Consider the following 24649-nt stretch of genomic DNA (forward strand, 5'->3'; position numbering starts at 1 on the left):
TCCTCAGCCGTAGGTGAGAAAGGTGGTCTCGCGGTCGCCCTGGAGGTGGATGTCGAACCGCAACCCGGTGGCGTCCGTGGTGGCTACCAGCGTCGCACGCTCGTCCTCGGCCAGCGACACCAGCAGGGGGTCGCCGGCGTTGGCGGGGTGCTCGGGCAGGTAGATACGGGTGTGCAGCTTGTCGAGCAGGCCGCGGGCGAAGACGGTGACAGCGAAGAACGGCGCCGAGCCGTCCGTGGACGCTCCCGGGAGCACGGTCGAGAACGTGTAGCGGCCGTTCAGGTCCGTGTCGGCGCGCCCCCAGCCGGTGAACGTCCAGCCGTCACGGTGCAGCGACCCCTCGGCCTGCGGGACGTTGCCCTCGGCGTCGGTCTGCCAGATCTCGAGCAGCGCGTCGGGGATCGGGTTGCCGGCGCCGTCGTAGACCCAGCCGTGCAGGCGGATCGAGCCCGGGCTGCCCGGCGGGACCAGGTCGGCGTCGCCGTCGTAGGGAAGCGCGTACCCGAAGAACGGGCCGATGGTCTGGCCCGGCGTGGGGCTCTGCGGATTCGTGGGGGAGGTGCTCACAGGTCGCTCTCCTCGGGCTCGGTCCAGGTGCGGCTCGGGCCGGTCAGGACGATGTCCCAGCTATAGCCCATCGAATACTCGGGAATGGTGAGGTCGTGGTCGTACGTCGCCACCAGCGCGTCCCGGTCCTTCTGCGACGTGATCGACTGGTAGATCGGGTCGAGGGCGAAGAGCGGGTCGCTGGGGAAGTACATCTGCGTGATCAGCCGCTGTGTGAACGCACGTCCGAAGAGCGAGAAGTGGATGTGTGCCGGCCGCCAGGCGTTGAGGTGGTTGCCCCACGGGTAGGGGCCGGGCTTGATCGTCTGGAACCGGTAGCGGCCCTCGTCATCGGTGATGCACCGGCCGACGCCGGTGAAGTTCGGGTCGAGCGGTGCCGGGTGCTGCTCGTGCTTGTGGATGTAGCGGCCGGCGGAGTTGGCCTGCCAGATCTCGACGAGCTGGTTGCGGACAGGGCGCCCCTCGCCGTCGAGGACGCGGCCGCTGACCGTGATCCGCTCACCGATCGGCTCGCTGCTGCCGGCGATGGTCAGGTCGGCCTCGAGCGGGTCCACGTCGGAGTGGCCGAAGCACGGGGACCACAGCTCGATGGTCTCGGGGTCCGCGTGGCGCGGGTCCTTGGTGGGGTGGCGCAGGATGCTGGACCGGTAGGGCGGGTAGTCCAGCAGCGGCTGGCGTACCTTCTGGCCGGCTGCGTCCGCCTCGATGCTGAGCTTCTCGCGCTCGGCGATCTCGGCCGAGAGGTCCGCCTGGGTCTCGACTGGTTGTTTCTTGGTGGGCGCTGTCACGTTCCGAACGCTAGGTCCGCGGCGCGTACGATGAAAGCACCGACTTCCGGTGAGCGAAAGTCCAGGATCGAATGGAACGGGTCGAATGGCAGGTGGAAGCGCAGGCCGCACGGTCGCCTCACGCGTCCTCGGTCTCATCGGCGCCTTCGACGCGAGCCACCGTCGGCTCACCCTGAGCGAGCTCGCCGCCCGCGCCGACCTGTCGCTCCCGACCGCCCACCGGCTGGTCGCCGAGCTGGTCGAGTGGGGCGCCCTGGTGCGCGACGAGGACGGGACCTATGCCGTCGGCCGCCGTCTGTGGGACGCCGGCCTGCTCGCTCCGGTCGCCACCGACCTGCGCTCGGTCGCGGCCCCGTTCCTCCACGACCTCTACGGTGCGACGCTGGAGACGGTCCACCTCGCCGTCCGCGAGGACGACCACGTGCTCTACCTCGAGACGCTCCGCGGCACCCGCAACGTACCCATCGTCTCCTCGGTCGGCTCTCGGCTGCCGATGTACTCCACCGGTGTCGGCAAGGTGCTTCTCGCCCATGCCCCCGAGGACGTCCGCACCCAGGTGCTCTCCGGCCCGCTCCGGCCGTTCACCCGCCACACCATCACCACCCCGGGTCTGCTGCGCCGTCAGCTCGACCGGGTCGTCACCGAGGGCTATGCGACCACCGCCGAGGAGATGACCCTCGGCGCCTGCTCGGTGGCCGTCCCGATCACGACCTCCGCCGGTGTCGTGGGTGCCCTCGGCATCGTCGTCTCCGACCTCCGCCGCAGCCGCCTCCGCCTCGTCTCCGCCCTGAAGGTCGCCTCCCAAGGCGTCTCCCGCGCCCTCCCATGACCCACCCTGCCGAGGCGTCAGGTAGGTCGGCCGAGTCGGCATCGCGGTGCCGACTCGGCCGACGGGGGCGACGTCTCGACCGTTCTAGGTGACGCCTCGGCGGGTGGGGTACCTTGCGCAGGTGACGATCCAGACCCCGAACGAAGACGTACGCCGCGCCGCTGCCGAGCGTCTCGGAGCACTTGCGACACCTCCCGGAGCGCTTGGCCGGCTGGGCGAGCTGGCGGTCTGGGTGGCGGCCTGCCAGGGAGTGGTGCCGCCGCGACCGATCGAGAACGTACGGCTGGTGATCTTCGCCGGTGACCACGGTGTCGCCCAGCACGGGGTCTCGGCGTTCCCGCCGGCGATCACGGGTGCGATGGTGCGTACGTTCCTGGGCGGACGCGCCGGCGTCAGCGCGCTCGCGAAGGCGCATGGCGTCCAGGTCCGAGTGCTCGACCTCGGTGTCGACGAGGAGTTCGACGACCTCGACGCGGCGACCCGCGAGACGCTCACCGCGCACAAGGTCCGGCGGGGGAGCGGTGCGATCCACCTCGAGGACGCGCTGACCGCCGAGGAGACCCGCGCCGCCCTGGAGGCCGGTGCCGCCGTGGCCCGCGAGGAGATCGCGGCCGGTGCGCAGCTGCTGATCAGCGGCGACATGGGCATCGGCAACACCACGCCCGCTGCGGCGATGGTGGCGGCCGGGCTCGGGCTGCCCGCGAGCGAGGTCACCGGTCGTGGCACCGGCATCGGCGACGACGCGCTGCGGCTCAAGACCGATGTCGTCACCGCGGCCCTCGCGCGTGCCGGTGAGCGCACCGACGACCCGGTCCAGACCCTCGCCGCGCTCGGCAGCGCCGACCTGGCCGCGACCACCGGCTACCTCCTCGAGGCCGCGCGCCAGGGAGTCCCGGTCCTTCTCGACGGCCTGATGAGCGTCGCCTGTGCCCTCACCGCCGACCGGATCGAGCCCGGCGCCGCGGCCTGGTTCGCCGCCGGACACCGCTCGACCGAGCCCGCCCAGTCGATGGCGCTGGAGAAGCTCGGCCTGGTGCCGCTGCTCGACCTCGACCTGCGGCTCGGGGAGGGTTCTGGTGCCGTGGCCGCGGTCCCGGTCGTACGCAGCGCCGTCGCCCTGCTGCGCGACGTCGCACTCCTCTCGGAGCTCGGCGGTCCGGGAGACCCTGCCTGATGCTCGTGCGGGACGCCTGGCGTCTCGCGGTCGGCACGCTGACCGCGATGCCCGTTCCTCCTCCCGAGCACGTCGACCGTCGTCGCGCCGCGGTGGCGATGGCGGTCGCGCCGCTGGCCGCCCTGCCGCTCGCGCTAGGTGCTGCCGCTATCGCACTCCTGGGGCAGCTCGCCGGTCTACCGCACCTGGTCACCGCCCTGCTCGCGATCGGCGTCGTGGTCGTCGGCAACCGGGCCCTCCATCTCGACGGGCTCGCCGACACGGTCGACGGCATGGCCGCCTCCTACGACCGCGAGCGCTCGCTGGAGGTCATGAAGACCGGCACCTCCGGCCCGGCCGGGGTCACCGCGATCGTCCTCGTCCTGGGTCTCCAGGTCGCGGCGCTCGCCTCGCTGCTGGACGTCGCGGCCATCCCCTCCGCGATGCTCGCCGCCGTCAGCGTCTGCGCCTCGCGCGCGGCCCTGGCGCTGTGCTGCACCCGCGGCGTCAGGCCGGCGCGCGAGGACGGCCTGGGACGTACGTTCACCCAGACGCTGCCGCCCCTCGCGACCGTCCTCATTTGGACCATCGTCGCGGCCGCGCTCGCCGGCGTCGGGGCCTGGGCCGGCCTGCCGTGGTGGCGCGGAGCCCTCGCGGCCGCCGTCGCCGCAGTCGTCGTCGGCGCGATCGTCCTGCGGGCGATCAAACGGTTCGGCGGCGTGACCGGCGACGTCTTCGGCGCCGCCGTCGAGGCTGCGCTGGCGACGATCCTGGTCACCCTGAGCGCTGGCTAGAGCTTCAGCACCCGCCCGGCGATGACGAGGTGCACCTCGTCGCAGAACTCGGCAATGCGTTGATTGGCCAGCCCGAGCAGGTCACGGAAGAGGCGGCCCGAGCGGTGTGCGGGCACGACACCGAGGCCGACCTCGTTGGTGACGAGCACGGTGTCAGCCGTACGTCCGTGGAGTGCGCGGGTGATCTCGCCGAGGTGGCCGGTGATCACCTGGACGGCGTCGTCGGTGGACGCGTCCCAGAGGGCTTCAGCATCCATCACCGCCGTCAGCCAAGTCCCCAAGCAGTCGACCATCACGGCTTCGTGGCCGGTTAGAGCGGTCGCGAGGTCGTGCGATTCGATGGTCGTCCAGGACGCCGGTCGGCGGAGCCGATGTGCGGCCAGTCGGGCGGCCCAGTCCGGGTCCGGGTCGTCCTCCGCCGTCGGACCAGGGGCGACGTACGTCACCGACTCGGCCGCCGACAGCAAAGTCTCGGCGTGCCGCGACTTCCCCGAGCGCACCCCACCTGTCACCAGAATCCTCACCCGGCCAGTCTCCCAGCCATCGCATAGCCTGCGCCCATGACCCCAGAGCGGATCGCGCTGATCTCGGACGTACACGGCAACCTCACCGCCCTCGAAGCCGTCCTCGCGGACATCGACGCACGCGGGATCACGCGGATCTTCAACCTCGGCGACTACGTCGGCAAGGGTCCACGGGGACGGGAGGTCGCCGAGATCTGCCGGGAGCGGTGCGAGGTCAACATCCTCGGCAACTGGGAGGACTTCCTGCTCGCCCCCGAGCCCGACTTCGGCCGCGAGTCGGTAGGGCTGATGTGGTGGCGGCTGCAGGCGTGGGAGCAGGCGGAGTGGCTGCGTACGCTCCCGTTCAGCCACGACTTCTGGATCAGCGGTCGACGGGTCAGGCTCTTCCACGCCTCCGAGGAGACGGTCCACCGCCGGGTGAGGTTCGACCACGACGAGAAGGAGTTCCTGGGCCTGTTCCAGAACTCCGAGGCGACCGGCTTCGACGTTCCCGAGCCCGACATCGTCGGCTACGCCGACACCCACGACCCCTACTACGAGACCGACCGCGACCGGCGCACCGTCTTCAACACCGGCAGCGTCGGCAACTGCATGAGCGACCCCACCCCGGTCTACGTCATCCTCGAGGGGGTGATGGGCAGCGAGCAGGAGGCTCCGTTCGGCATCCAGTGGGTCCGGGTGCCCTACGACGCCGAGGCCGAGATCGCGTACGCGACCGAGGTCGGCATGCCCGAGCTCGTCGAATACACCTACGAGCTGCGGACGGGCTTCTATCGCGGAAACCTCAGGAACGGCGAGCAGCCGACCTACCACCGGAGGCGGTAGGTCGGCTCTTCTCCGGTCCCGAGGAAGCGATCAACTGATCTTGCGCCGGTAGACGGCCATGGCAGCGACGTACGAGACGACCAGGATGCCCACACACCAGGCCAGCGCCACCCAGATGTCGTCACCGACCGGCTCCCCGGCCCACAGCGCCTGGACCGTGTTGACGATCGAGGTGACCGGCTGGTTCTCGGCGAAGGCACGCACCGGACCGGGCATCGTCTCCGTCGGCGCGAAGGCCGAGCTGATGAACGGCAGGAAGATCAGCGGGTAGGAGAACCCGGTGGCTCCCTCCATGGTCTGCGCTGCCAGCCCGGGGATGACGGCGAGCCAGGTCAGCGCCAGGGTGAGCAGCGCCAGGATTCCGGCGACGGCGAGCCAGGCGCCCAGGTCGGCCGAGGTGCGGAAGCCCATCACGAACGCGACTCCGATGATGATCACCAAGGTGAGCATGTTGGCCACCATCGAGGTCCCGACGTGCGCCCACAGCACCGCCGAGCGTGCGATCGGCATCGACTGGAACCGCTCGAAGATCCCGCTCTTCATGTCGGTGAAGAGCCGCAGCGCGGTGTACGCGATGCCCGAGGCGATCGCCATCACCATGATCCCGGGGAGCACGTAGTTGATGTAGCTGTCGGTGCCGGTCCGGATCGCCCCTCCGAGCACGTAGACGAAGAGGAGCATCATCGCGATCGGGGTCAGCGCGGTGGTGATGATCGTGTCCGGGCTGCGGGTGATGTGCCGCATCGAGCGCCCCAGCAGGGTGCCGGCGTCGGCGAAGGCGTGTGCGTTCATGCTGTGCGTGTTCATGCCGCGTCTCCTTGCTTGGTGGAGCCGGTGAGTGAAAGAAAGATCTCTTCCAGCGACGGCTGCTTCTCGACGTACTCGACCTTCGCCGGCGGAAGCAGCGCCTTGAGCTCGGCGAGGGTGCCGTTGGCGATGATCGTCCCGCCGTGGAGGATCGCGATCCGGTCGGCGAGCTGCTCGGCCTCCTCCAGATACTGCGTGGTGAGCAGCACGGTCGTGCCCTGCGCTGTCAGCTCCTTGACGACCCGCCACACCTCCAGTCGTGCCTCCGGGTCGAGTCCGGTCGTCGGCTCGTCGAGGAAGATCACCGACGGCGAGCCGATCAACGACATGGCGATGTCGAGCCGCCGCCGCATGCCGCCGGAGTACGTCGCGACTTTCCGGGCGCCCGCTTTGACCAGGTCGAACCGCTCCAGCAGCCCGTCGGCGACGTCGCCGGGGGAGGGGAGGTGGCGCAGCTTCGCGACCAGGATCAGGTTCTCCCGCCCGGTCAGGATCTCGTCGACCGCCGCGAACTGGCCGGTCAGCGAGATCGCCTCGCGCACCCGCTCTGCGTCCTCGGTCACCGAGGCACCCTCGACCAGCACCGCGCCGGCATCAGGTTTCAGGAGCGTCGAGAGGATACGTACGGCTGTGGTCTTGCCGGCTCCGTTGGACCCGAGCAGGGCGAAGACCGACCCTCGCGCCACCTCGAAGTCCACGCCCCGCAACACCTGGTTGTCCTTGTAGGACTTCTCCAGGCCGCGTACGGAGATCGCTGCTGTCGCGCTCATGACTCTTCCTCCTTGTTGATGGTCTCGATCGCCTCGTTGAGCCGGGCGCGCTCCTTCTTGATCCAGGCGCCCTCGGCGTAGTTCCTGGCGAACTCCTCGGCGAACTCGACCGGGTCGTCGCCGACGATCGCGCTGACCGGGGTGCCGTCGGCAGCACCCTGCTCGAAGAGCTCGAGGAGGTCCTCGGCCATCGCGGTCACGATCGCGCCGTCGGCGATGCCGGCGGAGTACATCAGGTAGCGCTCGACCGCGTCGTGCGCCTTGCGGTGGCTCTCGGGGAGCTGCTGCTTGCGGGCCTTGAGCTGCCGCCAGCGCTTCTTCAGCGCGAGCTCGCCGACGACGGCCTCGAACATCGATCGGATGGACATGACTTACTTCCCTTCGGTGCGGAGGCTCTCCAGCCGTTCGGCCAGGAACCCCCAGGTGGTCCAGAACTCTTCGAGGTACTTCTCGCCGTCCGCGTTGAGCGAGTAGACCTTCCGCGGCGGCCCCTTCTCCGACGGCCGCTTCTCCACGTCCACCAGCCCGTTCTTCTCGATCCGGACCAGCAGCGCGTAGACCGTGCCCTCGGCGATATCGGTGAATCCCTGGCCCCGCAGCCAGGCCGTGATCTCGTACCCGTACGCCGGGTTGCCGGTCAGGAACGCCAGCACGATCCCCTCGAGCGTCCCCTTGAGCATCTCGGTCATCTGCTTGCCCATCGGGCACCTCCTCCCACTACTCAGTGTTGCTGACTACCAGTACATAGTAGCGCTGAGTAGTGGTTCGAGCGCAAGTCCATTGACGGACGCAGAAATGTCAGCGGCGCTGGTACGCCGGTCGGAACCGCCGTACCAGCGCCGCTGGTCGGGTCTTGCCTGGAATCGTCAGTGGTCTGGCGGGGAACCGCCCGGGGCCCGGCGAATCCCTTCTTCGGGTCACTTCTGGGCAGCGATCGCCAGGTCCTCTCCTGCGCTCCAGCTGTTCTCGAGCGCCTCAGCGGTGCCGGGGATGATCGCTGCTGGGATCGGGGATTTCGTCGAGTCGGTCCACTTCGGGATCTCGTCCACCACGCCTGGCTGGTCGAAACGAGGGCGCTCGGCGAGCGCGCCGGACAGTGACCCTTCCGGTGCGTGGAGATAGTTAGCGGCGACGATGGTCCGAACCGCGAGGGGAACACCGGGAGCCAGGTCCGACGGTGCCGTCCCATCGACGAGGTACGCCAGGACGTCCATCAGATCAGCGGGCGTTTCGTACGAATCGACACCCAGCGCCGTCGCAAGTGCCGCCGAGGCCACCATGCTGTCAGCGAGAGCGGCATCGAGCCTGACGCTGGTCGACGGATCCGCAACGTACGCTGCGGTGACCCTCTCGGTTTCGTCGATAGCGGACGTGGTGACCGCGTCCAGCACAGCCCTGGCCTCCGCCTTGTCGTCGGCGACCTGGAGCACTACGCGAAGCAGACCGTCTGGATCAGTATCGAGACTGGGCGGACTGCCCGGATCTGCGATGGTCTTGCGGACGGCGGGCATGTTGCGCACCAGTAGGTCTGCGGTCTCGTCGATGAGGTCGGCGTCGATCTCCGCATCAGGATGCTCCTGCAGATAGGTCGCCAACCGGCCCAGCGTCTCCGGTGAGTCGCCCTTAGCGACATCTGCGCGAATCGACTCACTGAGAGACTGCGACGTCTCATCCGCACCTCCGCAGCCGGTGAGGAAGAAAGCCAAACCGAGTGCCATCGCCGTTGCGGCAATCGCTGATGTCGTCACGCGTGGTTCACCTTCCTCCAGCATCGGCAACATCGGGTGTGGGGTCCGCAGACAGCGGACTTTCTGCGGCCGCATCCTGGGGCTGCCCCGCTGTGGGCGTCCTCGTACTCATCGCTTCCCATCGTGAGGTACCTGTTGAGGCCAGACGCAGAACTCTTGGACTCAGCTCTCGCTGTCCACCTCGGCAGCTCGATCGAACGCAGTGGCAAGCAGGTCCGTCACATCCACGGATGCTTCGCCGCTCCCACTGTGCGTCACTCCGACACCGACGAGGCGTCCGTCCTCCGTTTCGGCGAATGCCGTGCTGCCAACCTCAGGCGGGTCTGACGACGTACTCGTGAACGTGAACCCCACCGCCCCGTCGGGAAGCCCACTGACCGGCTCCGACGTCGCCTCGCCGTAGTCATCCTTGGCGGCGTCTGCCGCACACTCGTCGACCGCCTTCTCGATAGCGGTGATCATCGATCCGGCGTCGGGGTATTCGCCCCCGCCGGGAACGAACACAGTGGCCCCAACGACATCCCCGTTCTCGAGCACGTACTGATCTCCAGCAGTACCGTCTGTGGCGTTCGACAGCTTCGCTGTCTCCAAATACGCAAGCGCATCACACCAGCCAGCCCCGGGCGCTCCCATGTTTCCGTCAGTAGTCTCCTCGACAGGAGGAAGCGCATCGGTGTCCAGCAGTGCCGGGTCGCCGCCACAGGCGGTCATCAGAAACGGTGATGCACACAGCGCGACAGGCAGGCGGACCCTGCTTCTCCTGAGGGTGCGGGGACGCATCTAGTCTGCTGAGACGTCGGGAGCGCGGTCGGCCGCGAGTTCGAGCAGTCGCTCGATGGAGACCGGCGGGCTGTCTCCGGTGGAGTATTCCGTTCCTACGACTAGCAGTCGATCGTCGCTTGTGACCGCATATGCGTACTCGCTGGTGGAGTTGTTCTCCTCGCCGTGAAAGCCGGTGGCACCCGAAGGCAGCTCGAGGAGCTCTTCAACCTTGCGGGACGGATCGCCACCGATCTCCTTGGAGCAGGCCTCGACGTGCCCGGGGACATCGGCGACGACTTCGGATGCCGACCGCGGTGTTGCGGTGGGCGAGAACACCACGGCGAAGACGGAGCCGCCGCCGTCGATCCCCACGGTAGTTCCGGTGACCTTCCCCGATGCTGCGAGGTTGAGGTCCTGGTTGAACTCTCGGAGGGCGCGGCACGGCGGCATCCCAACGATTCCGCCCCCGGCGTCTTTCGCCTCGCCCTTGGCCGCCTCGAAATCATCCGGTTCGATCAACGTGGCCGGCGACTCCTCACCGCACGACGTCAGCGCCAGAATTCCGAGCATCAAGGCGGTCAGAGCGCCGATCAGCGGGTGATGCTTTCTGCGGTCAGATTCTGGGACTCGACGATTATTCATAGAACTCACGGAAGGCCGCGCCGTATGCGTTCTGATACTCAATGCTCCCCATCCCGTACTCGTTGAGGTACCTGTTGGATGCCAGGTTCGCGAGGTCGCCGAGTTCCTCATCACTGAGCTTAGAGAGGTCGACTGGCTTTCCTTCGGGGAAGAAGCGTTCGCGGTGTTCCGGCGTAAGTTCGACAACGCCACTCTTCACCAGTGCATCCAGTGCGTTGACACGGGACTCGTTCAGCGATGCCGCCGCCCGATCATTGGCGTGGTCAGTTGCGGCCTCTTCGAAGTTGGCGAAGTGGCCGTCGGCCTTGTCAGTGGCAAGGTCGATCGCTTGGCCGACGCCGAACTCGACCGCTGTACCGACGGCCCCGGTCCCAGGCAGCGGCACCATCCCGGCGACATCGCCGACAAGGCTGGTGAACGTCTGAATCTGCTTGTCGGTGTTCGCGGCACCTTCGATCTCGACGCTCCCGATCGCGTGCTCGACGGCACCGTTCAGGTAGGCAGAGTGTTGCATGACGTCGCTGAGCACATTGCCGTCGCGGTAGTCGCCCGGGTTCTGCTGAATCTGGTAGGCAGCGTTGTTGATCTGGGACTGCTGATAGGTCCCGACGCCTTCGGCGAGATTGACAAGCCCTTCCTGACTGCTTGCTCCGACCTTGAGCAACGATTGGATGTCGTTCGCGAAGAATCTCGGGCTGTTGGCGATGTCGCCGAGCGCGACGGGGGTTGACGTGTATACGCCGGCTTCCCCGTCCTCTCCTCGCGCGTGCAGTGCGTCGTCGACCGAGTGCATGTAGTTCTTGAGGATCTCGGAGACGTAGGGCGAAGCAGGTTTCGCGTCCTCGGCGTTGAACCCTTCGCTGTTCGCGACGTAGTCCACGAATCGGGAAGCAATCATCGCGGCGCCTTCAGGATGTTGCTTGACCAGATCGGGATCGGTGCTGATGCCGGCCGCGGCTTGTGAGATGCCCGCATAACCGTCGGCCTGCCAGGTGCGCTTGTCGAAGTAGAACTCTTGGCGCTCCGCACCGTGCTCGCCGCTGAAGAACTCGTAGCCCTGCTCGGGATGAGCGCCGAGGTTGCCCATGATCGCAGCCATCGGGTCGGCGCCATAGCCGTTCTCGCCGGCGCCCAACGGACCGTGGCCGGTGTGGTGATACCAAGTCTTGGCGTCGAACGGGCCGTCGGCCTGTTCGAAGCGGTCGAGTTCCTCCGCGGCCCCGAGGACGAGGTCGCCGTTGAGGTCGTGGTCCTTCATCAGGTAGGTGAGCACCGAGGCGCCGCCGGTGCCGCCCCAGTTCGGGTAGCGATCCCGGAGGGCGTCCTGCTCGTCGTCGGAGAGGTAGACACCGGAGGGGCCGGCGTACTTGACGATGTCGTGGCCGAACTGCTTGGCCGGGAAGTCAGGGTGGTTCGAGGCTGATCCGAGTCCGTTGCGGAGGTTGGCGGCGAGAGAGTCGAGAGATCCGGCGTCGACGGAGGGATTACGCAGATACTCCTCGATCCGCGCCATGCTGGCGACGGTGCCGTCGGCCCCGAGGTCTCGGTAGAGGCCGGCCGCGACGGTCTCGTCGTCGGTGTAGGCGCTCAACATCGAGTTGAGGCGGTTGACCTCGTCCTGGCTGATCTTGTAATCGTCGTCGTTCAGCGTGCTGTCGACGCGGTCACTGATCTCCTTGCCGAGGCGAGTCTGGACGTCCTCGGGCAGCGCGTCGACGTAGCCGTCGTACTTGCCCGGATCACTGAGCATCTTGTCGATGAGCTCGTCCTCGGGCAGGTTGCGCAGCTCAGGCGGAAGGCTGGCCTGCTCGATCGTGCCGTCGCCACCGTCGTAGTCGCCCTTGGTCGCATGGTTGAGCACGGCCGCCAGGTCGATCTCGGCGGACTCGGCATCGGTCAGGGCATCCTGGATGCTCTGTGCAAGCTGCTGCATGGTGCCCTTGTCCTTGTCCGGGTCTTTCTCGTCCGGGCTCGGATCGGTGATCTGTACGCCGCCGGAGAAGGTGACCTTCCAGCCCCGGCCGATCGCGTCGTCGTAGGCGTGCTTAGCGCTGTCCTTGGCCTTCTTGATGGAGGCTGCAGCCTCGTCGAGGGCGTTGATGACCTGGGACAGCGGCGCCGCCATGTCGTTGAGATCCGCGACCAGACGGCGGTGACGGTTCTCGGCGCGGGTCGCCGCCTCGCCGACCCACGTGTCCGGAACCTTGCCGGCATCCATCTCGTCTTGCTGGTCCTGGAAGCTCTTGCGGGCGGTGTTGAGCTGGTCCGCAGCGGTGTCGAGCTCTTCGGGCTTCCAGCTCTGCAGCTGCTCGTAGGTGACGGCCATCAGTCTCTCCCGATCATTGCTTCGCGGTAGCGCGCCTGCTGCGCCGTGATGGTGTCGGCCTCCACGATGGCGTCCGCGTCGGCGACGGTCGTCGTCTGGTGGTCGCGAGCGGCCTTGACCCAGGTGTCCTTGTCGCTCTTCCACTCCGCCTTGAGGCCGTTCGCGGCGCCGACGACGGTGCTGCCAGGCAGCGCGGCGGCGACTTTGCCCATCGGGCCTTCGAGATCGAGGCCGGCGACGGCGTCGGCCGCGGTCCCGATGGAACGGGCCGCGGTCTTCACCTGCGGCACCACGATTTCGACGTTCACGAGAGGTCTCCCCAAGACGTTCAGAGCGGTTGGTAATTATCTCCTACCCCAAATTCCGGGATTCAAACGCAAATCGTCGAGAAATCTTGGTACCGGGTCGCCGCCCGCTCCATGAGCCGCCCGCCGGCGCGCGCGTGAGATAGCGTCTCGGGCCATACGAGGCCGGTCGGCTGCCTCGCTGGGACGCGATTCAACTTGATAGGGAAGGGCGCGATGTCACAACCGAACGAGGCGGCAGGAACCGGTCCGGGATGGCCGGCGCCCACGACGGCGCCCACGACGGCACCCACGACGGCACCGGCCGGCAGCCCACGAGGCGCCGGCTGGATCGGGCCGGCTGGGCTGGGGCTCGCGGCCGGGATGCTCGGGATCGTCGCCCTGGTGCGGGTGATCGTCGGAATCCCGAAGGTCAGCCAGAGCTACTACAACTCCTTCTACGCCATGGAGGACCGATCGATCGTCTGGCTCATCCTCGGGGTGCTGATGATCGCCTCGATCATCCCGATCGCCGTCTCGGTCGTCCTCGGGCACCTCGGCGTGGGCAGGGCGAAGGCGGCTGGAACCAGTGCGGTGACCTCCGGGATCGCGCTCGGGATCGGATACACGTTGGCGGTCTTCTGGGTCGTACGCCTCATCAACGCGATCACCAACGCTGCCCAGTTCAACTCCGGTCTCAGGGTGTTCGTCGAGTACGTCGGCGTCTGGGCGTGAGGTGCCACGAGTGGTGCTCAGGGCATGCAGGTCGCGCCTTCTGGGGTCATGAAGAAGAGAACCCGGCCGGTGGAGCCGCCGAAGTATTCGGGCTCTGATCCCCGGACCGTGACGACCTCGCCGTTCGCGCGCGTCTCGATCTCGGCGGAGACGCCTTCAGAGCCGGCGAGTTCATTCAGGGCGTCGGGGTTCGCGACCTTGTCCTGAGCGTTCCACTTCACCGTCTGCTCGAACGTCGGCTTGAGCCGCTGGCACTCCTCCCGGGCGCGTTGCGAGGCTTCCTCCTCCTTCTCCTGTGCCCTCGACAAGCCCTCGGCGACGGCGTCCGAGGTCTCATCGGTCGAAGCAGACGACCGATCAGACGACGCACCGCCGTCGAGACCGCCGAAGCCGAGGATGGCGGCGAAGACCAGGCAGGCGATGCCGGCGACAGCGGCGCTGAATCGGGTCACACCGAGATAGAGGTCGGAGGGCTCGGCGTCCCGGAACTTCCAGCCCTCCTCGAGGAAGAAGCCGACCTCCGGTCGCGCGGCGACGAAGAACGACCACCCGGCCATGAGAACGAGGACGATCACGAGCAACGTCACCGGATATGTATACCTCGGAGCGCGACCGAGTCCGGCGCGACAGGTCGCACGCTCCGACGACCGGAAGTTCGTCGGTCTCCGTACGGTCGAGCATCGACGCCGTTCACGGTCGAGGTGCCGCTGCCCAGAACCGTTCGAGCTCGGCGTCGAGCGCGGGGGCGACCTGCATGGGCAGCGAATGAGTCGTCTTCGGCCAGATCTTGACGGTCGCCGTGGGGATCAGCTCGGCCTTCTCCGCCGCGTCCTCGCCGCCGGCCAGGGACTTGTCGCTCGCGATGGCGACGTAGACAGGCATCGTCAGCGCGCGCATCTGGTCATCGGTCAGGCGCGAGGGAGTCGGCAGGCTGCCGGAGTCGAAATGGGTCGTGCCCGCAGCGATCATCCGCGCCATCGGATCCTCGGGATCGACCTCGGCGTCCTCGACGCCCCCGATCCGGTTCAGCGCATGATCGCGCCAGGAGTCGGGGAGGAACGGGAGCGCGGCCACCGCGGACCAGCCGATCGCCCAGATCGGCAGCATGCCGAACGTCATGATCGGCTCGAGAAGGGTGAGGCTGGCCAGCCGGTCCGGATGACGCACGGCGACGGCCGCCGCGAGCCCGCCACCCTGGGAGTGACCGACGAGGTGGACCCGGTCGAGCCTGAGCCCGTCCAGTGCCTCGTCGACCCAGCGAGCGTTGTCGTCCATGCCGCGCAGCGGCAGGGTCTGCTCCGAGAGCCCGCTGTCGCCGATCGCGTCGAAGGCGTAGACGGTGCGGTGCTCGACGAAGTCGCGCAGGTTCTCTCCCCACATGGGTACGCCGCTGGCTCGGCCCGGCACCAGCACGACCGGGACGTCGTCGACCGGGTCCGGGTTGACCCAGGCGTACGCACGGACCGTGCCGAAGGTGGTCTCGACATCGGAGGTCTCGGTTGGCTTCGGGAGCGCGGCGAAGGCCGAGGTGTATGCCTCGGTATAGGCCTGGCGTCCCGCCGGTGTCCGGAAGTGGCCGACGCCGGGCCCGCTCGTGCCGAGCACCATCACCAGACACCCGGTCGAGGCGACGGCGATGACGGTGATGAGGACGACGGGCCAGCGTCGGCGCCTCCTCTGTGTCCCGATGTCGTCGTTCGCCAGATCCTCATCCATGCCGTCCCCGTCCCCGATAACGATGCGATCGCATTGAAACCTGTTGCGATGCGACTGTATTGCTAATCTGGGCGCATGCCAAGAGCCGTCGACCACGAGCAACGCCGGTTCGAGATCGTCGCCGGGCTGTGGCAGATCGTCGCCGAGCAGGGGATCGAGGGCGTCAGTCTGCGGACCGTTGCGGCCAGGGCCGGGGTCTCGATGGGTCGCGTACAGCATTACTTCGGCACCAAGGACGCGCTGGTCGTCGCCGGCATCGACCTGCTGATCAAGCGTGCCGTCATCGAGTACGAGGCCACCGAAGGCCGTCCGCCGCGAGACCGCCTCCTGCACATCCTGCTCCAGCAGATCCCCGCCACGGACGCTGGTCGCATCGGGGTCACCGTCTGGTACGCCTACGTGGCCAAGGCGATGACCCATGCAGCCGTACGCCAGATCCTGGCCGAAGCGACGAGGGTCGGTGTCGAGGAGTGCACCCGCCACATCCAGGAAGCGGACCACCTCGACGAGGCCGAGGCACGTGCCCGCGCCATCGAGCTGCTCGCGCTCTCCGACGGCCTCACCCTACGAGTCCTCATCGGGGACATCACCGCCGCCGAGGCCGAAGCCTCGATCAGGAGCACCGTCACGCGCCGAGAGCCCGCGATCGGACCGGCCGCGGCGTACGCCCCTAGGGTCTAGGCGTGGTCGAGGACGAAGATCTCGGGTCGCCCTGGAAGGCGACGGCGCGCAGGGTGGGGTGGTCGCTGCTGAGCCTCGGCAACCTGCTGATCGGGCTCCTGCTGTGCGTGGGGTTCCTGGTAGCGGACGGCGGAGACCACGGGCCGTATCTGATCGGCGTCACCTGCGGGGCGATGTTCGTGCTGCTGGCACTCGCTGTGCAGATGATGAAAGGCGTACGCATCGGCGACCGCCGCCCGCGACACCGGATCCGGCAGGTCGACGGGGAGGCTCGGATCGAGATCAGGCTCAGACGAGGGCCGGGGGTGTGCGGAGAGCTGATGCTGGTGTGCTTCGTGGTGATGCTGTGCCAGTTCGCGGGCCTCTCGTTCCGGCACGGCATGCTCGTGACCGGCGTGCTGTCGGCGGGGTTCGCGACGTTCTTCGCGGTGGTGGTCGTCGACCACGCGTTGACGATGACGATGCGTCGGGCGCTCGTGATCACGCCCGAGACCCTGAGGATCGAGCTCGCCGGAGAAGCGGTCACAGTGGCCTGGGACGAGATTCGGGTGGACGTGGTCGAGGAGGTCACGAACCACGAGATGATCACGGTGACGAACCGGTTCCTCGAGATCACCCCGCGGCGGGACGCGCCGTCGTGGTCGGCGACGCGCCGACACCAGGTCCGGCTCCTGCCCCGACGGTGGCGGCGCCGGACGGTCCGGGTCGGGTTCTGGCTCCTCGATCACCCGGAGAGAGTGGCCAAGACGTTGACGTCGTTGCGCCGGCGGAGGAACGACGACGCCCGACGGATCGTGCTGTCGAACGGCTCCACCCTGGCGTACCTGACCGGGGAGCTCGAGCTCTCGGCGCTGCCCGGCTGACGGTGGGGCGGGCTCAGGTCGGCCGAACCGTCCGGACCTGCATCCCCGCGAGCATGTTGCTGAGGCCGCGATGCTCCGCGGTGCGAGGGAGCGTCAGGAGCGTCGCGGCCACGAAGCCGAGCAAGAGGAGGCCGGAGCCGGGGAAGTCGGCCATGAGCAGCAGCGTCAGACCACCGACACCGGCCAGCAGCTTGACGAGCCGGCGCCACCAGACCCCCGACGAGGCGGTGGCGCGGAGGCCGACGACCCATTCGCCGACGGTCCGTCCGAAGCCGAGGACGGCGACTGTCTGCAGCACGATCGGTGGTCCCCACAGCAGCCAGAACTGGGTGGTGGCCGGCACCTCGTCGAACGGCACGTCGAGTCCGTAGAGCTGCCAGGCGCGCCAGGCCACCACGAGCGGCGTGCCGCTGCCGAGGATGATCAGGAGATCGGCGATCATGCCCACGATGCGCCGGCCCATGGTGACCGTCGCGGGGGTCTGTCGCGTCCGGTGCCGCACGAACAGCACCGAGATCGCCGACCCGATCACCGCGCCGGCGGTGTTGATGATCAGATCGTCGACGTCGAAGACACGGTAGGCGCAGGGATAGAGCCCCCAGATCCCGGTGAGCTGGGTGGTCTCGATCAGCAGCGACGTCAGGAAACCGATCGTGCCGGCGACGACGACGCCGCGTCCGGCGATCGCCCGGACGAAGAACCCCAGCGGGACGAAGAGCACGATGTTGAGCACCACCTGGAGGAACACCGCGCTGGTGAGCAGTGCTCGGGTGCCGACCTCGGCCCGGACCCGAAGGATGTCCCCGACGAAGCCGAACGCGTGGATCTGGGTCCCGGCACAGGTGAAGGAGCCCGCCTCGGGCATCGGGACGAGCGTGTAGGTCCACAGCGCCACTGCGTAGATCGCCGCGGCCAGCAGGAGCAGGATCCGGCCCAGCGGGAACGAGCCCCTGCGGCGGTAGGCGACCGCTGCCGCCGGGACGAAACCGACGACGGCCAGCCCGATCCCGAGAACGATGGCGAGCACCGCGTTGCCGACGACGTTGACCACATCGTCAGGTTAGGACACGTCAGGCGTTGTAGTGCCACAGCTGCGACCACGGCCGCTTCGGCGTGGCGCAGAGGTGGATCGGGGCGCCGTTCTCCTCGTTGTCGGCGCCTTCGCGGTTGTGGAGCGAGGCGACCTGCCGACAGCCGTCGAAGAAACGGTCGGGGTCCTCGAACCCGACCACGACGACCGGCGTCGCATCCTTCGGCGGCTGCTCCCAGAACCGCCAGCCGTTGTGCCCGCTGTGGACGGGGACCCCCACGCCGTACCACTCCAGAGCTCCCGCCTCTCCGTAGTTGATGGTGAAGACGACGGCCGTACGCCGCTGGGCCGGGGTGAGCTCGTCGACGACGGCTCGCACCTGGGCGGCGTACTGGGGCCAGCCGATCGTCTCCAGCTGGTCCTCGCCGGCGGCGGTGTAGAACGAACCGGCGTACGTGGTTGCCGGGAGCACCGGGAGGTTGATCGGCCAGGCCGGGATGGTGAGCAGTGCCAGGCCGGCGCCGAGGAGCCCGACGGTGCGTGGCCGCAGACGCTCGGCGATCACCACGGAGCCGGCCGCGACCAGCGGCGGGAACAGGCCGGCCAGGTAGTAGCCCTTGCCGCCCGCGATCAGGAAGAAGCCGGCGACCAGCAAGAACGCGACGGCGACCGGACGGAAAGAGGCCCACTCGCGACGCCGGAGGAGCGCCACCAGACCGATGATCCAGATCGGGGTGATCACGGGACTGAGCAGGATCAGCGCCTGAAGGACGTACCCGACCCGTCCGGCGACACCGCCGTACTCCTCGCGGATGTCGGCCGACAGGTCGAGCACCGGCCAGTCGTGCTCGAGCTGCCAGAGGAGGTTGGGCGTCCACAGCGCCAGCGCGGTGAGACCGGCCAGCCACGGCCACGGCGTCGTCAGCGTGCGCCGGGTCGCCGGCACGAGCGCGATCCCGAGCAGGATCCCGCCGAGGAGGAAGACCACCGAGTGCTTGTTCTCCAGCCCGATCCCGGCGACGATCCCGGCCGCCAGCCAGAACAGTGCGCGGTGCCGCCAGCCCTGGGCGACCAGCGCTCGGGCCACCAGCACCAGGATCGCGGTCCAGGCGAGCGTGTCGAACGTGGCGGTCGAGTGCCAGTGCCCGAACGTCATCGTGACCACGCCGACGGCCACGAGCCCCGCGGTGAGCACCTGCGCCGTACGTCCGCCGCCGAGCAGCCGCGCGAACTCCGCCGCCAGCAGGACCAGCCCGACCATCGCCAGCAGGCTCCACAGTCGCAGCACGACGAGGTTGTACGGCGCGATCTCGGTCGCGATCCGCGCCAGGAACGGCGTCAGCACCGGCTGGTCGGGGTAGCCCCACGCCAGCCGTTGACCGGCGGAGACGAAGTAGAGTTCGTCTCGGTGCGGCCCGTAGAACGGGCTCATCGCCAGCAGCACCGCTGCCTGCGCGGCGACCACGATCGCGACGGCAGGGGAGTACCGCGGACGGTTCACGCTCCTGAGGGTAGGGGTACGACGGGGCGGTCCACATGGATTACTCGTCGGTAACCCATGCCGATCTCCCCGTCGTACCGCCCTCCTATGCCTCGACCAGGCCCGGCTTCCCGGCCTCGGTGTAGAACCGGCCGCCGACGGTCAGCGGCGCACCCGGCGTACTCACGTGCGAGACGTTCTTGTAGGTGACCTCCGCGCCGTCGGTCCCCAGCGAGACCGTCGTGTAGCCGCGCAGGCCGTTGTAGAACTTCATGTGCGGGTTGCGCTCCAGGTACGCCGCCCAGTTGGCGGGCCGCTCGGCGCCGTTGCCACCCGAGGTGATCGACGAGGTGACGACCTCGGTCCCGAGCACCGGCGAGGACAGGTCGTCGAAGTCGTCGTGGATGTTGAGCCCGTAGTGGACGTGTACGTCACCGGTCAGCACCATCAGGTTCGACTGGCCCGAGGCCTTCCAGCCCTCGAGCACCCGGCGGCGGGAGGCGGGGTAGCCGTCCCAGGAGTCCATCGACCGGGTGCCGGACCCGTTGGGGTTGTCGCGGCGGGCGAAGGTGACCTGCTGCGGCACCACGTTCCAGGTGGCGTGGGAGCGACGCCAGCCGTCGGTCAGCCACTTCTCCTGCTCGAAGCCGGGTAGCGTCATCGACTCGGCCTCTGACTCGGGGGTGGGCAGCTTCCAGCCGTCGCCGTTGGCCTGGTTGGTGCGGTACTGGCGGGTGTCGAGGATGTCGAACTGCGCCAGCCGGCCCCACTGCAGGCGTCGGTAGAGACGCAGGTCCGGACCGCTCGGCTGCTGCGGAAGACGCAGCGGCTGGTTCTCCCAGTACGCCCGGTAGGCGGCGGCGCGGCGCACCAGGAACTCCTCGGGTGGCACCGAGTTCTCCGGGCTGTCGGCTGCATAGTTGTTCTCCGTCTCGTGGTCGTCCCAGGTCACGATGAACGGGTGCGCCAGATGGACGGCGATCTGGTCCGGGTCGGACTTGTAGAGCCCGTAGCGCGCCCGGTAGTCGTCCAGCGTCACGGTCTCGCGGTTGAGGTGCGCGGGCAGCGGCTGGGTGTAGGCCCGCGCTCCGGCAGAGGCGTTCACCGCGTACTCGTAGAGATAGTCACCGAGGTGGAAGACCGCGTCGACGTCCTCACCGGCAAGATGCTGGTACGCGGTGTAGTAGCCCTGGTCGTAGCGCTGGCAGGAGGCGAGGGCGAAGGTGAATGACGACACCGCCGCGCCGACGGGCGGGGCGGTCCGGGTCCGTCCGACCGGGCTGATCCACTGGCCGACCCGGAACCGGTAGAAGTACTCGGTCGCCGCGTCCAGGCCGCGGACCTCGGCGTGCACGGAGTGGTTGAACTCCGAGTGCGCGGCGGCGGTGCCGCGGCGTACGACCCGGGTGAAGGTGGCGTCGCGGGCCACCTCCCAGCGGACGTCGAAGCGCGCCGGCGGCATCCCGCCGGTCGGTTCCAGGGGGAGCGGTGCGAGCCGGGTCCAGAGCAGCACCGAGTCGGGGAGCGGGTCGCCGGAGGCGACCGCGAGGGTGAACGGGTCCGAGGTGATGGCAGAGGGTGAAGCGGCCGGCGCGGCGAAGGCGCCGGTACGCGGCAGCCCCGTCGTGAAGGCCAGCGCGGTCGCGGCGGCGGAGACCGTCAGGAAGCGGCGGCGGTCGAGGCCTCGAAGGGCGCCGCGCAGATCAGGAGTGGTGCTGGGGCCAGGCATGGACGTGCTCCTGTCGATATGGGGGTTATCGACATCAGCGAAGCGGTGCCCGGTGAAGGACTCGTGAAGTGCGGGGGAGAGGTGGGCTACGGCTTGGTGCCGGCCACAGGTGCAGAGGCCGACGGGTGCACCGGGCAGCCCGGCGCGAACGTCCCGAGCTCTTCGGTGCTGAACCCGTGGGGGTAGCTCTTGATGCGGGGCATGTCGCGGACGTACGCCGGTTTCCTCCGTGCCGGCAGGAGCGCGACGACGCGCGCCCGCGCCTTGAGGGCCGCACGGGAGAGCAGCCGGGCTGCCCGCCCCGGCTCGGGATAGCCGAACGCCTCGAGCAGGTGCGGCTCCATCAGCGAGAGCGAGAAGATCCGGATGATCGGCGCGAGCGGGCGCGGGTAGAACGTGGTCAGCAGCTCGAGGGTCGAGTCGGCGACGGCACGCCCGCCCTCGTCGTAGCCGAAGTGCTCGGCCTCGTAGTCGTCGAGGAGCTGCTCGAACTCCTCGTAGGTCTGCGGGATGTCCTTGATCCCGATCCGCTTCCCGAGCGCCTGGTAGTAGCGCAGCGCCGCGAGCTGCTCGTCGGGCGTCGACTGTCGCCAGCCGAAGTCCTGGTTCCAGCGCCGCGGGATCACCACGAACGTCGAGAGGACGTAGCGCATGTCGTCGTTGGAGATGTCGTACATCCGGTGCATCTGGTTGATCCGCCGCACCGCGGCCCGGCCTCGCGGGCTGTCCAGGTCCTCGATCGCCGCGTCCTCGAGCAGCAGCGCGGTGTCGTCGTAGCGCTTCTGGGTGTTCTCGGTGAACTGGTGGGTCTCGGCCAGCAGCCGGCCGATCGAGGGCACCGCGTAGGTCCGGAACAGCGCGAAGCTGAGCGCCTGCGTCGTGTCCCACGGGAACTCGTAGAGCCCCAGACGCCTCGAGATCTCCTGGAATTCGGTCTCCGGGTCCAGCCCGGCAGTGTGCGACTTCTTGGGCATCGTGCCTCCTCGCTCGATACATAACTGTATCGTGATTCGGGTCACCTGTGACGGCTCTCGCCGTAATGTCTTTCGCATGGAGAAGCCGGGAACGCAGACACCCTTGTCCCTCGCCGCCGCGCAGGCAGTCCGAACGTACGCCGCCACCACCCGCTCCGCTCTCGGCTCCGCCGAGGCCCCGGTCATCTCGTACGCAGGCCTGTGGCTGCTCCTCGCCTCGCTGGCGCCCGCGGCGGAGGCCGAGACGGACGAGGTCCTGGGGTTGAACCGGGCCGACGCCCGGGCCGCCGCGCTGGTGCTGCTGGAGGCGCCGCACCCCACGATCGCGGCCGCGGTCGCCGGCTGGCTCCGTCCCGGGACCGAGCTGACGAAGGGTCTGCCGATCATGCTCGACCCGCTCCCGGAGCAGGACGGGCTCGATGCCTGGGCCGAGGAGCACACCCGAGGGCTGATCACGGAGTTCCCGCTCGAGATCGACGCGCAGACGCTGATCGTGCTCGCCTCGGCGCTGGTGGTGACACCGCGCTGGAGTGAGCCGCTCGATGTCGACGGGGACGGGCTGCTGCTGCTCGAGGGTGGGTTCCAAGCAGTGGTGGAGACCGAGGCCGCCGGTCCGGTCGCGGTCGCCTGCCCGCCCAGCGAGGACGGCATCTCGGTCTACTCGGTGATCGCCGCCGACGGTGTCGCCACCGAGGACGTGTGGCGGGCCGCCGAGGACGTCATCGCGAGGATCGATGCCGGAGAGGTGCACGACCACGCTCTCGACGCTCCGGGAAACGGTCACGCCTGGACCATTGAGGAGGTCACGGCGTACGGCGCCTCGTCCGACCGCTGGCGCAGCCATCTCCCGGAGTGGAGCGCGGAGGACCGTCACGATCTGTCCGACGCCCCGGGGGTCGCCGAGATCGCACGCGGCGTGATGGCTGCGATCGACGAGGAGACCGAGGCGACCTGCGTCCAGAAGGCGGTGGCGTCCTACGACCGCGAGGGTTTCAAGGCGGCTGCGGTGACCGGAATGATGATCCGGGCAACCGGGGTGCCGCGCCAGACGACGGTGCGACAGGTGGACCTGAAGTTCGACCGTCCGCACGCGGTGGTGGCCGTGGCCCGCGGCGGAGCCTGGGAGGGCATCCCGCTCTTCAGCTCGTGGGTGACCCCGGCATAATTTCCGTCATGGACGAGCTTCCCCCGATCGCTGGCCGCTACCAGCTCCTGACCCTGCTCGGAGCCGGTGGCATGGGGGAGGTCTGGCGGGCACGTGACACCGTCCTCGACCGCGACGTCGCGGTGAAGCTGTTGCGCGACGTCGACGATCCGACGATGGCCGAGCGGTTCCGCCGTGAATCGCTCTCCACCGCCCGGGTCGTCCACGACGACGTGGTCAAGATCTTCGACGCGGGCAGCGACGACAACGACGTCTTCCTGGTGATGGAGCTGCTGCCCGGGCCGACCCTGGCCGAGCCGTTGCAGCAGCGTGGCGCGATGCCGATCGACAGGGCGGTCGAATACACCCGTCAGGTCGCCGGCGCCCTCGGCGCCGCTCACCGGGTCGGCGTCGTGCACCGTGACATCAAGCCGGCCAACCTGATGTTCGACGGTGACGGCCGGCTGACCGTGCTCGACTTCGGCATCGCGTACGCCATGACGGGGGTCGACGCCGGGCTGACCCAGACCGGCCACGTGATCGGGAGCCCGTCCTATCTCTCGCCCGAGCAGGCCTCCGGCGACCCCGTCGGGCCGCCCGCCGACGTCTACTCCCTGGGCTGCGTACTCTTCGAGATGCTCACCGGCAAGGTGCCCTACTCCGCGCCGCACCCGGTCAGGATCCTGCACATGCACCTGAGCGAGCCGGTGCCGCGGATCACCGACTTCCGGGCGGTTCCGCCGCCACTGGCGCGCCTGGTCACCCGGATGCTCGACAAGAACCCGGCCGCCCGACCCTCGATGGACCAGATCGTGCACGAGCTCGGCTACGTGCTCAACGGTGCCGACCCCGACGCGACCGACCGTCTGTCGGCCGGCCAGTCCCCGCGTACGACCCAGGCGATGGCCCCGCGGCCGCTCGACGAGCCGATGGCGCTGGCCAACTCCCGCACCGGCGTCCTGCCCGGTCCCAGCACCCCGCCTCCCGTACGCGGCCCGCGCCCGCGGTCGCTGCGGAGCTTCCCCACCGGCCGACTCCTCGGTGCGATCGCGATCGTGATCGCCTGTGTCTTCGCCGCGTCGTGGCTGGCCGCCTACGAGCCCGCGCCTGCCGAGGCCGACCAGCCGACCCAGAGCTCCGACAACTCCAACAGCGTCGACAACAGCTCCGACTCCGGTTCCGAGGGCTCGGACAGGTCCGCCGACCCGGGCACCGACAAGTCCGACAACAAGACTCTCAACCGCCTCGACAAGCTCGACCGCTGGCGGGAGAACCTGGAGAGCTGGAACATCATCGACGCAGGTCAGTCGCAGGAGTGGGAGGACCAGATCCAAGGCATTCGCGACCTCGTCGAGAAGGGCGAGAGCGCCAAGCGCGAGATGGAGCAGCTCCGCGACGAGTTCGACAGTCTGGGCAAGGGCGACAGCAAGGACGGCGAGAAGATCCTCGACGGCCTGCTCAAGCAGCACTAGGTGTAC

At 68.6% G+C, this 24649-nt stretch carries 27 protein-coding genes; 9 read left to right on the top strand and 18 right to left on the bottom strand.

The features are described 5' to 3' along the window. Positions 1-3: 3 nt before the first annotated feature. Both pcaG and pcaH read right to left on the bottom strand, forming a co-directional pair. The gene (pcaG, locus tag WBG06_RS23720; protein ID WP_336739853.1) at positions 4-567 is read right to left on the bottom strand and encodes a protocatechuate 3,4-dioxygenase subunit alpha; all 564 of its coding nucleotides are present in this window, start codon (positions 565-567) and stop codon (positions 4-6) included. After that, positions 564-1355, bottom strand: coding sequence for a protocatechuate 3,4-dioxygenase subunit beta (gene pcaH, locus WBG06_RS23725; protein ID WP_336739855.1), 792 nt, complete (start codon positions 1353-1355; stop codon positions 564-566). Before pcaH ends, pcaG begins: the two co-directional genes overlap by 4 nt. 85 nt (positions 1356-1440) lie before the next feature. On the opposite strand from pcaH, the gene WBG06_RS23730 reads away from it, so the two are divergent. From WBG06_RS23730 to cobS, 3 genes are all read left to right on the top strand, one after another. Then, positions 1441-2184: an IclR family transcriptional regulator gene (locus WBG06_RS23730; protein WP_336739857.1), complete on the top strand. Its 744-nt coding sequence runs from the start codon at positions 1441-1443 to the stop codon at positions 2182-2184. Positions 2185-2305: 121 nt separating this feature from the next. Continuing rightward, positions 2306-3358, top strand: a complete 1053-nt coding sequence (gene cobT / locus WBG06_RS23735; RefSeq protein ID WP_336739858.1) for a nicotinate-nucleotide--dimethylbenzimidazole phosphoribosyltransferase — start codon at positions 2306-2308, stop codon at positions 3356-3358. Next, on the top strand, positions 3358-4131 hold the full coding sequence (gene cobS, locus WBG06_RS23740) for an adenosylcobinamide-GDP ribazoletransferase (RefSeq protein WP_336739860.1): 774 nt from the start codon (positions 3358-3360) through the stop codon (positions 4129-4131). Before cobT ends, cobS begins: the two co-directional genes overlap by 1 nt. Here the strand turns inward: cobS and WBG06_RS23745 are convergent. Continuing rightward, positions 4128-4655, bottom strand: a complete 528-nt coding sequence (locus tag WBG06_RS23745) for a bifunctional adenosylcobinamide kinase/adenosylcobinamide-phosphate guanylyltransferase (protein ID WP_336739862.1) — start codon at positions 4653-4655, stop codon at positions 4128-4130. The genes cobS and WBG06_RS23745 overlap by 4 nt on opposite strands. Before the next feature lie 36 nt (positions 4656-4691). Between WBG06_RS23745 and WBG06_RS23750 the strand changes: the two genes are divergently transcribed. Then, positions 4692-5480, top strand: coding sequence for a metallophosphoesterase family protein (locus WBG06_RS23750; protein WP_336739864.1), 789 nt, complete (start codon positions 4692-4694; stop codon positions 5478-5480). A gap of 30 nt (positions 5481-5510) precedes the next feature. On the opposite strand, the gene WBG06_RS23755 is transcribed toward WBG06_RS23750, so the two are convergent. From WBG06_RS23755 to WBG06_RS23795, 9 genes are all read right to left on the bottom strand, one after another. Then, a complete protein-coding gene (locus tag WBG06_RS23755; RefSeq protein WP_336739866.1) occupies positions 5511-6287 on the bottom strand; it encodes an ABC transporter permease in 777 nt (258 codons plus the stop codon). Beyond that, entirely contained in the window at positions 6284-7057 is a 774-nt protein-coding gene (locus tag WBG06_RS23760) for an ABC transporter ATP-binding protein (protein WP_336739868.1), read from the bottom strand. The genes WBG06_RS23755 and WBG06_RS23760 overlap by 4 nt, the downstream gene beginning before the upstream one ends. Then, positions 7054-7425: a DUF1048 domain-containing protein gene (locus WBG06_RS23765; RefSeq protein ID WP_336739870.1), complete on the bottom strand. Its 372-nt coding sequence runs from the start codon at positions 7423-7425 to the stop codon at positions 7054-7056. Before WBG06_RS23765 ends, WBG06_RS23760 begins: the two co-directional genes overlap by 4 nt. 3 nt (positions 7426-7428) lie before the next feature. Beyond that, positions 7429-7758, bottom strand: coding sequence for a PadR family transcriptional regulator (locus WBG06_RS23770; protein WP_336739872.1), 330 nt, complete (start codon positions 7756-7758; stop codon positions 7429-7431). A gap of 216 nt (positions 7759-7974) precedes the next feature. Further along, on the bottom strand, positions 7975-8805 hold the full coding sequence (locus tag WBG06_RS23775) for a hypothetical protein (protein ID WP_336739874.1): 831 nt from the start codon (positions 8803-8805) through the stop codon (positions 7975-7977). Positions 8806-8967: 162 nt separating this feature from the next. After that, positions 8968-9585 (bottom strand): hypothetical protein, encoded by a 618-nt coding sequence (locus tag WBG06_RS23780; RefSeq protein ID WP_336739875.1) that lies wholly within the window; start codon positions 9583-9585, stop codon positions 8968-8970. Further along, on the bottom strand, positions 9586-10209 hold the full coding sequence (locus WBG06_RS23785) for a hypothetical protein (protein ID WP_336739877.1): 624 nt from the start codon (positions 10207-10209) through the stop codon (positions 9586-9588). Beyond that, a complete protein-coding gene (locus WBG06_RS23790; RefSeq protein WP_336739879.1) occupies positions 10202-12535 on the bottom strand; it encodes a WXG100 family type VII secretion target in 2334 nt (777 codons plus the stop codon). Before WBG06_RS23790 ends, WBG06_RS23785 begins: the two co-directional genes overlap by 8 nt. Continuing rightward, a complete protein-coding gene (locus tag WBG06_RS23795) occupies positions 12535-12843 on the bottom strand; it encodes a hypothetical protein (protein ID WP_336739881.1) in 309 nt (102 codons plus the stop codon). Before WBG06_RS23795 ends, WBG06_RS23790 begins: the two co-directional genes overlap by 1 nt. A 213-nt stretch (positions 12844-13056) precedes the next feature. On the opposite strand from WBG06_RS23795, the gene WBG06_RS23800 reads away from it, so the two are divergent. Next, positions 13057-13554 (top strand): hypothetical protein, encoded by a 498-nt coding sequence (locus tag WBG06_RS23800; RefSeq protein WP_336739883.1) that lies wholly within the window; start codon positions 13057-13059, stop codon positions 13552-13554. Positions 13555-13571: 17 nt separating this feature from the next. On the opposite strand, the gene WBG06_RS23805 is transcribed toward WBG06_RS23800, so the two are convergent. Together WBG06_RS23805 and WBG06_RS23810 are read right to left on the bottom strand one after the other, a co-directional pair. After that, on the bottom strand, positions 13572-14141 hold the full coding sequence (locus tag WBG06_RS23805; RefSeq protein ID WP_336739885.1) for a DUF6199 family natural product biosynthesis protein: 570 nt from the start codon (positions 14139-14141) through the stop codon (positions 13572-13574). Positions 14142-14244: 103 nt separating this feature from the next. Beyond that, entirely contained in the window at positions 14245-15270 is a 1026-nt protein-coding gene (locus WBG06_RS23810) for an alpha/beta fold hydrolase (RefSeq protein ID WP_336739887.1), read from the bottom strand. 75 nt (positions 15271-15345) lie between these two features. On the opposite strand from WBG06_RS23810, the gene WBG06_RS23815 reads away from it, so the two are divergent. Both WBG06_RS23815 and WBG06_RS23820 read left to right on the top strand, forming a co-directional pair. Continuing rightward, the gene (locus WBG06_RS23815; RefSeq protein WP_336739889.1) at positions 15346-15951 is read left to right on the top strand and encodes a TetR/AcrR family transcriptional regulator; all 606 of its coding nucleotides are present in this window, start codon (positions 15346-15348) and stop codon (positions 15949-15951) included. Between the two features lie 2 nt (positions 15952-15953). Further along, positions 15954-16814 carry a hypothetical protein gene (locus WBG06_RS23820; RefSeq protein ID WP_336739890.1) on the top strand — a complete coding sequence of 287 codons (861 nt, stop codon included), beginning with the start codon at positions 15954-15956 and terminating at the stop codon, positions 16812-16814. 13 nt (positions 16815-16827) lie between these two features. Here WBG06_RS23820 and WBG06_RS23825 read toward each other — a convergent pair whose 3' ends face one another. The 4 genes from WBG06_RS23825 to WBG06_RS23840 all read right to left on the bottom strand — a co-directional run bounded on the left by WBG06_RS23825 (position 16828) and on the right by WBG06_RS23840 (position 22027). Beyond that, positions 16828-17865, bottom strand: coding sequence for a VanZ family protein (locus WBG06_RS23825; RefSeq protein ID WP_336739892.1), 1038 nt, complete (start codon positions 17863-17865; stop codon positions 16828-16830). A gap of 19 nt (positions 17866-17884) precedes the next feature. Beyond that, positions 17885-19345 (bottom strand): ArnT family glycosyltransferase, encoded by a 1461-nt coding sequence (locus WBG06_RS23830; RefSeq protein ID WP_336739894.1) that lies wholly within the window; start codon positions 19343-19345, stop codon positions 17885-17887. An 85-nt stretch (positions 19346-19430) separates the two neighbouring features. After that, complete coding sequence (locus WBG06_RS23835; protein WP_336739896.1) at positions 19431-21053, bottom strand: alkaline phosphatase D family protein; 1623 nt, start codon at positions 21051-21053, stop codon at positions 19431-19433. 86 nt (positions 21054-21139) lie between these two features. Then, entirely contained in the window at positions 21140-22027 is an 888-nt protein-coding gene (locus WBG06_RS23840; RefSeq protein ID WP_336739898.1) for an oxygenase MpaB family protein, read from the bottom strand. Between the two features lie 76 nt (positions 22028-22103). On the opposite strand from WBG06_RS23840, the gene WBG06_RS23845 reads away from it, so the two are divergent. Beyond that, on the top strand, positions 22104-23192 hold the full coding sequence (locus tag WBG06_RS23845) for a hypothetical protein (protein ID WP_336739900.1): 1089 nt from the start codon (positions 22104-22106) through the stop codon (positions 23190-23192). A gap of 8 nt (positions 23193-23200) precedes the next feature. Further along, entirely contained in the window at positions 23201-24643 is a 1443-nt protein-coding gene (locus tag WBG06_RS23850; protein ID WP_336739902.1) for a protein kinase domain-containing protein, read from the top strand. Positions 24644-24649 lie beyond the last annotated feature (6 nt).

The organism is Nocardioides sp. CCNWLW239 (assembly GCF_037137035.1).
In the GTDB taxonomy this organism is placed as follows: domain Bacteria; phylum Actinomycetota; class Actinomycetes; order Propionibacteriales; family Nocardioidaceae; genus Nocardioides.

Bases quoted from the DNA above. Each gene is read 5' to 3' on its own strand.
- WBG06_RS23840 (WP_336739898.1), bottom strand. From the start codon at position 22,027: ATGCCCAAGAAGTCGCACACTGCCGGGCTGGACCCGGAGACCGAATTC.
- WBG06_RS23790 (WP_336739879.1), bottom strand. From the start codon at position 12,535: ATGGCCGTCACCTACGAGCAGCTGCAGAGCTGGAAGCCCGAAGAGCTC.
- WBG06_RS23765 (WP_336739870.1), bottom strand. From the start codon at position 7,425: ATGTCCATCCGATCGATGTTCGAGGCCGTCGTCGGCGAGCTCGCGCTG.
- WBG06_RS23810 (WP_336739887.1), bottom strand. From the start codon at position 15,270: ATGGATGAGGATCTGGCGAACGACGACATCGGGACACAGAGGAGGCGC.
- WBG06_RS23800 (WP_336739883.1), top strand. From the start codon at position 13,057: ATGTCACAACCGAACGAGGCGGCAGGAACCGGTCCGGGATGGCCGGCG.
- WBG06_RS23785 (WP_336739877.1), bottom strand. From the start codon at position 10,209: ATGAATAATCGTCGAGTCCCAGAATCTGACCGCAGAAAGCATCACCCG.
- WBG06_RS23755 (WP_336739866.1), bottom strand. From the start codon at position 6,287: ATGAACACGCACAGCATGAACGCACACGCCTTCGCCGACGCCGGCACC.
- WBG06_RS23845 (WP_336739900.1), top strand. From the start codon at position 22,104: ATGGAGAAGCCGGGAACGCAGACACCCTTGTCCCTCGCCGCCGCGCAG.
- WBG06_RS23835 (WP_336739896.1), bottom strand. From the start codon at position 21,053: ATGCCTGGCCCCAGCACCACTCCTGATCTGCGCGGCGCCCTTCGAGGC.
- cobS (WP_336739860.1), top strand. From the start codon at position 3,358: ATGCTCGTGCGGGACGCCTGGCGTCTCGCGGTCGGCACGCTGACCGCG.
- WBG06_RS23750 (WP_336739864.1), top strand. From the start codon at position 4,692: ATGACCCCAGAGCGGATCGCGCTGATCTCGGACGTACACGGCAACCTC.
- WBG06_RS23730 (WP_336739857.1), top strand. From the start codon at position 1,441: ATGGCAGGTGGAAGCGCAGGCCGCACGGTCGCCTCACGCGTCCTCGGT.
- WBG06_RS23850 (WP_336739902.1), top strand. From the start codon at position 23,201: ATGGACGAGCTTCCCCCGATCGCTGGCCGCTACCAGCTCCTGACCCTG.
- WBG06_RS23760 (WP_336739868.1), bottom strand. From the start codon at position 7,057: ATGAGCGCGACAGCAGCGATCTCCGTACGCGGCCTGGAGAAGTCCTAC.
- WBG06_RS23770 (WP_336739872.1), bottom strand. From the start codon at position 7,758: ATGGGCAAGCAGATGACCGAGATGCTCAAGGGGACGCTCGAGGGGATC.
- WBG06_RS23815 (WP_336739889.1), top strand. From the start codon at position 15,346: ATGCCAAGAGCCGTCGACCACGAGCAACGCCGGTTCGAGATCGTCGCC.
- WBG06_RS23780 (WP_336739875.1), bottom strand. From the start codon at position 9,585: ATGCGTCCCCGCACCCTCAGGAGAAGCAGGGTCCGCCTGCCTGTCGCG.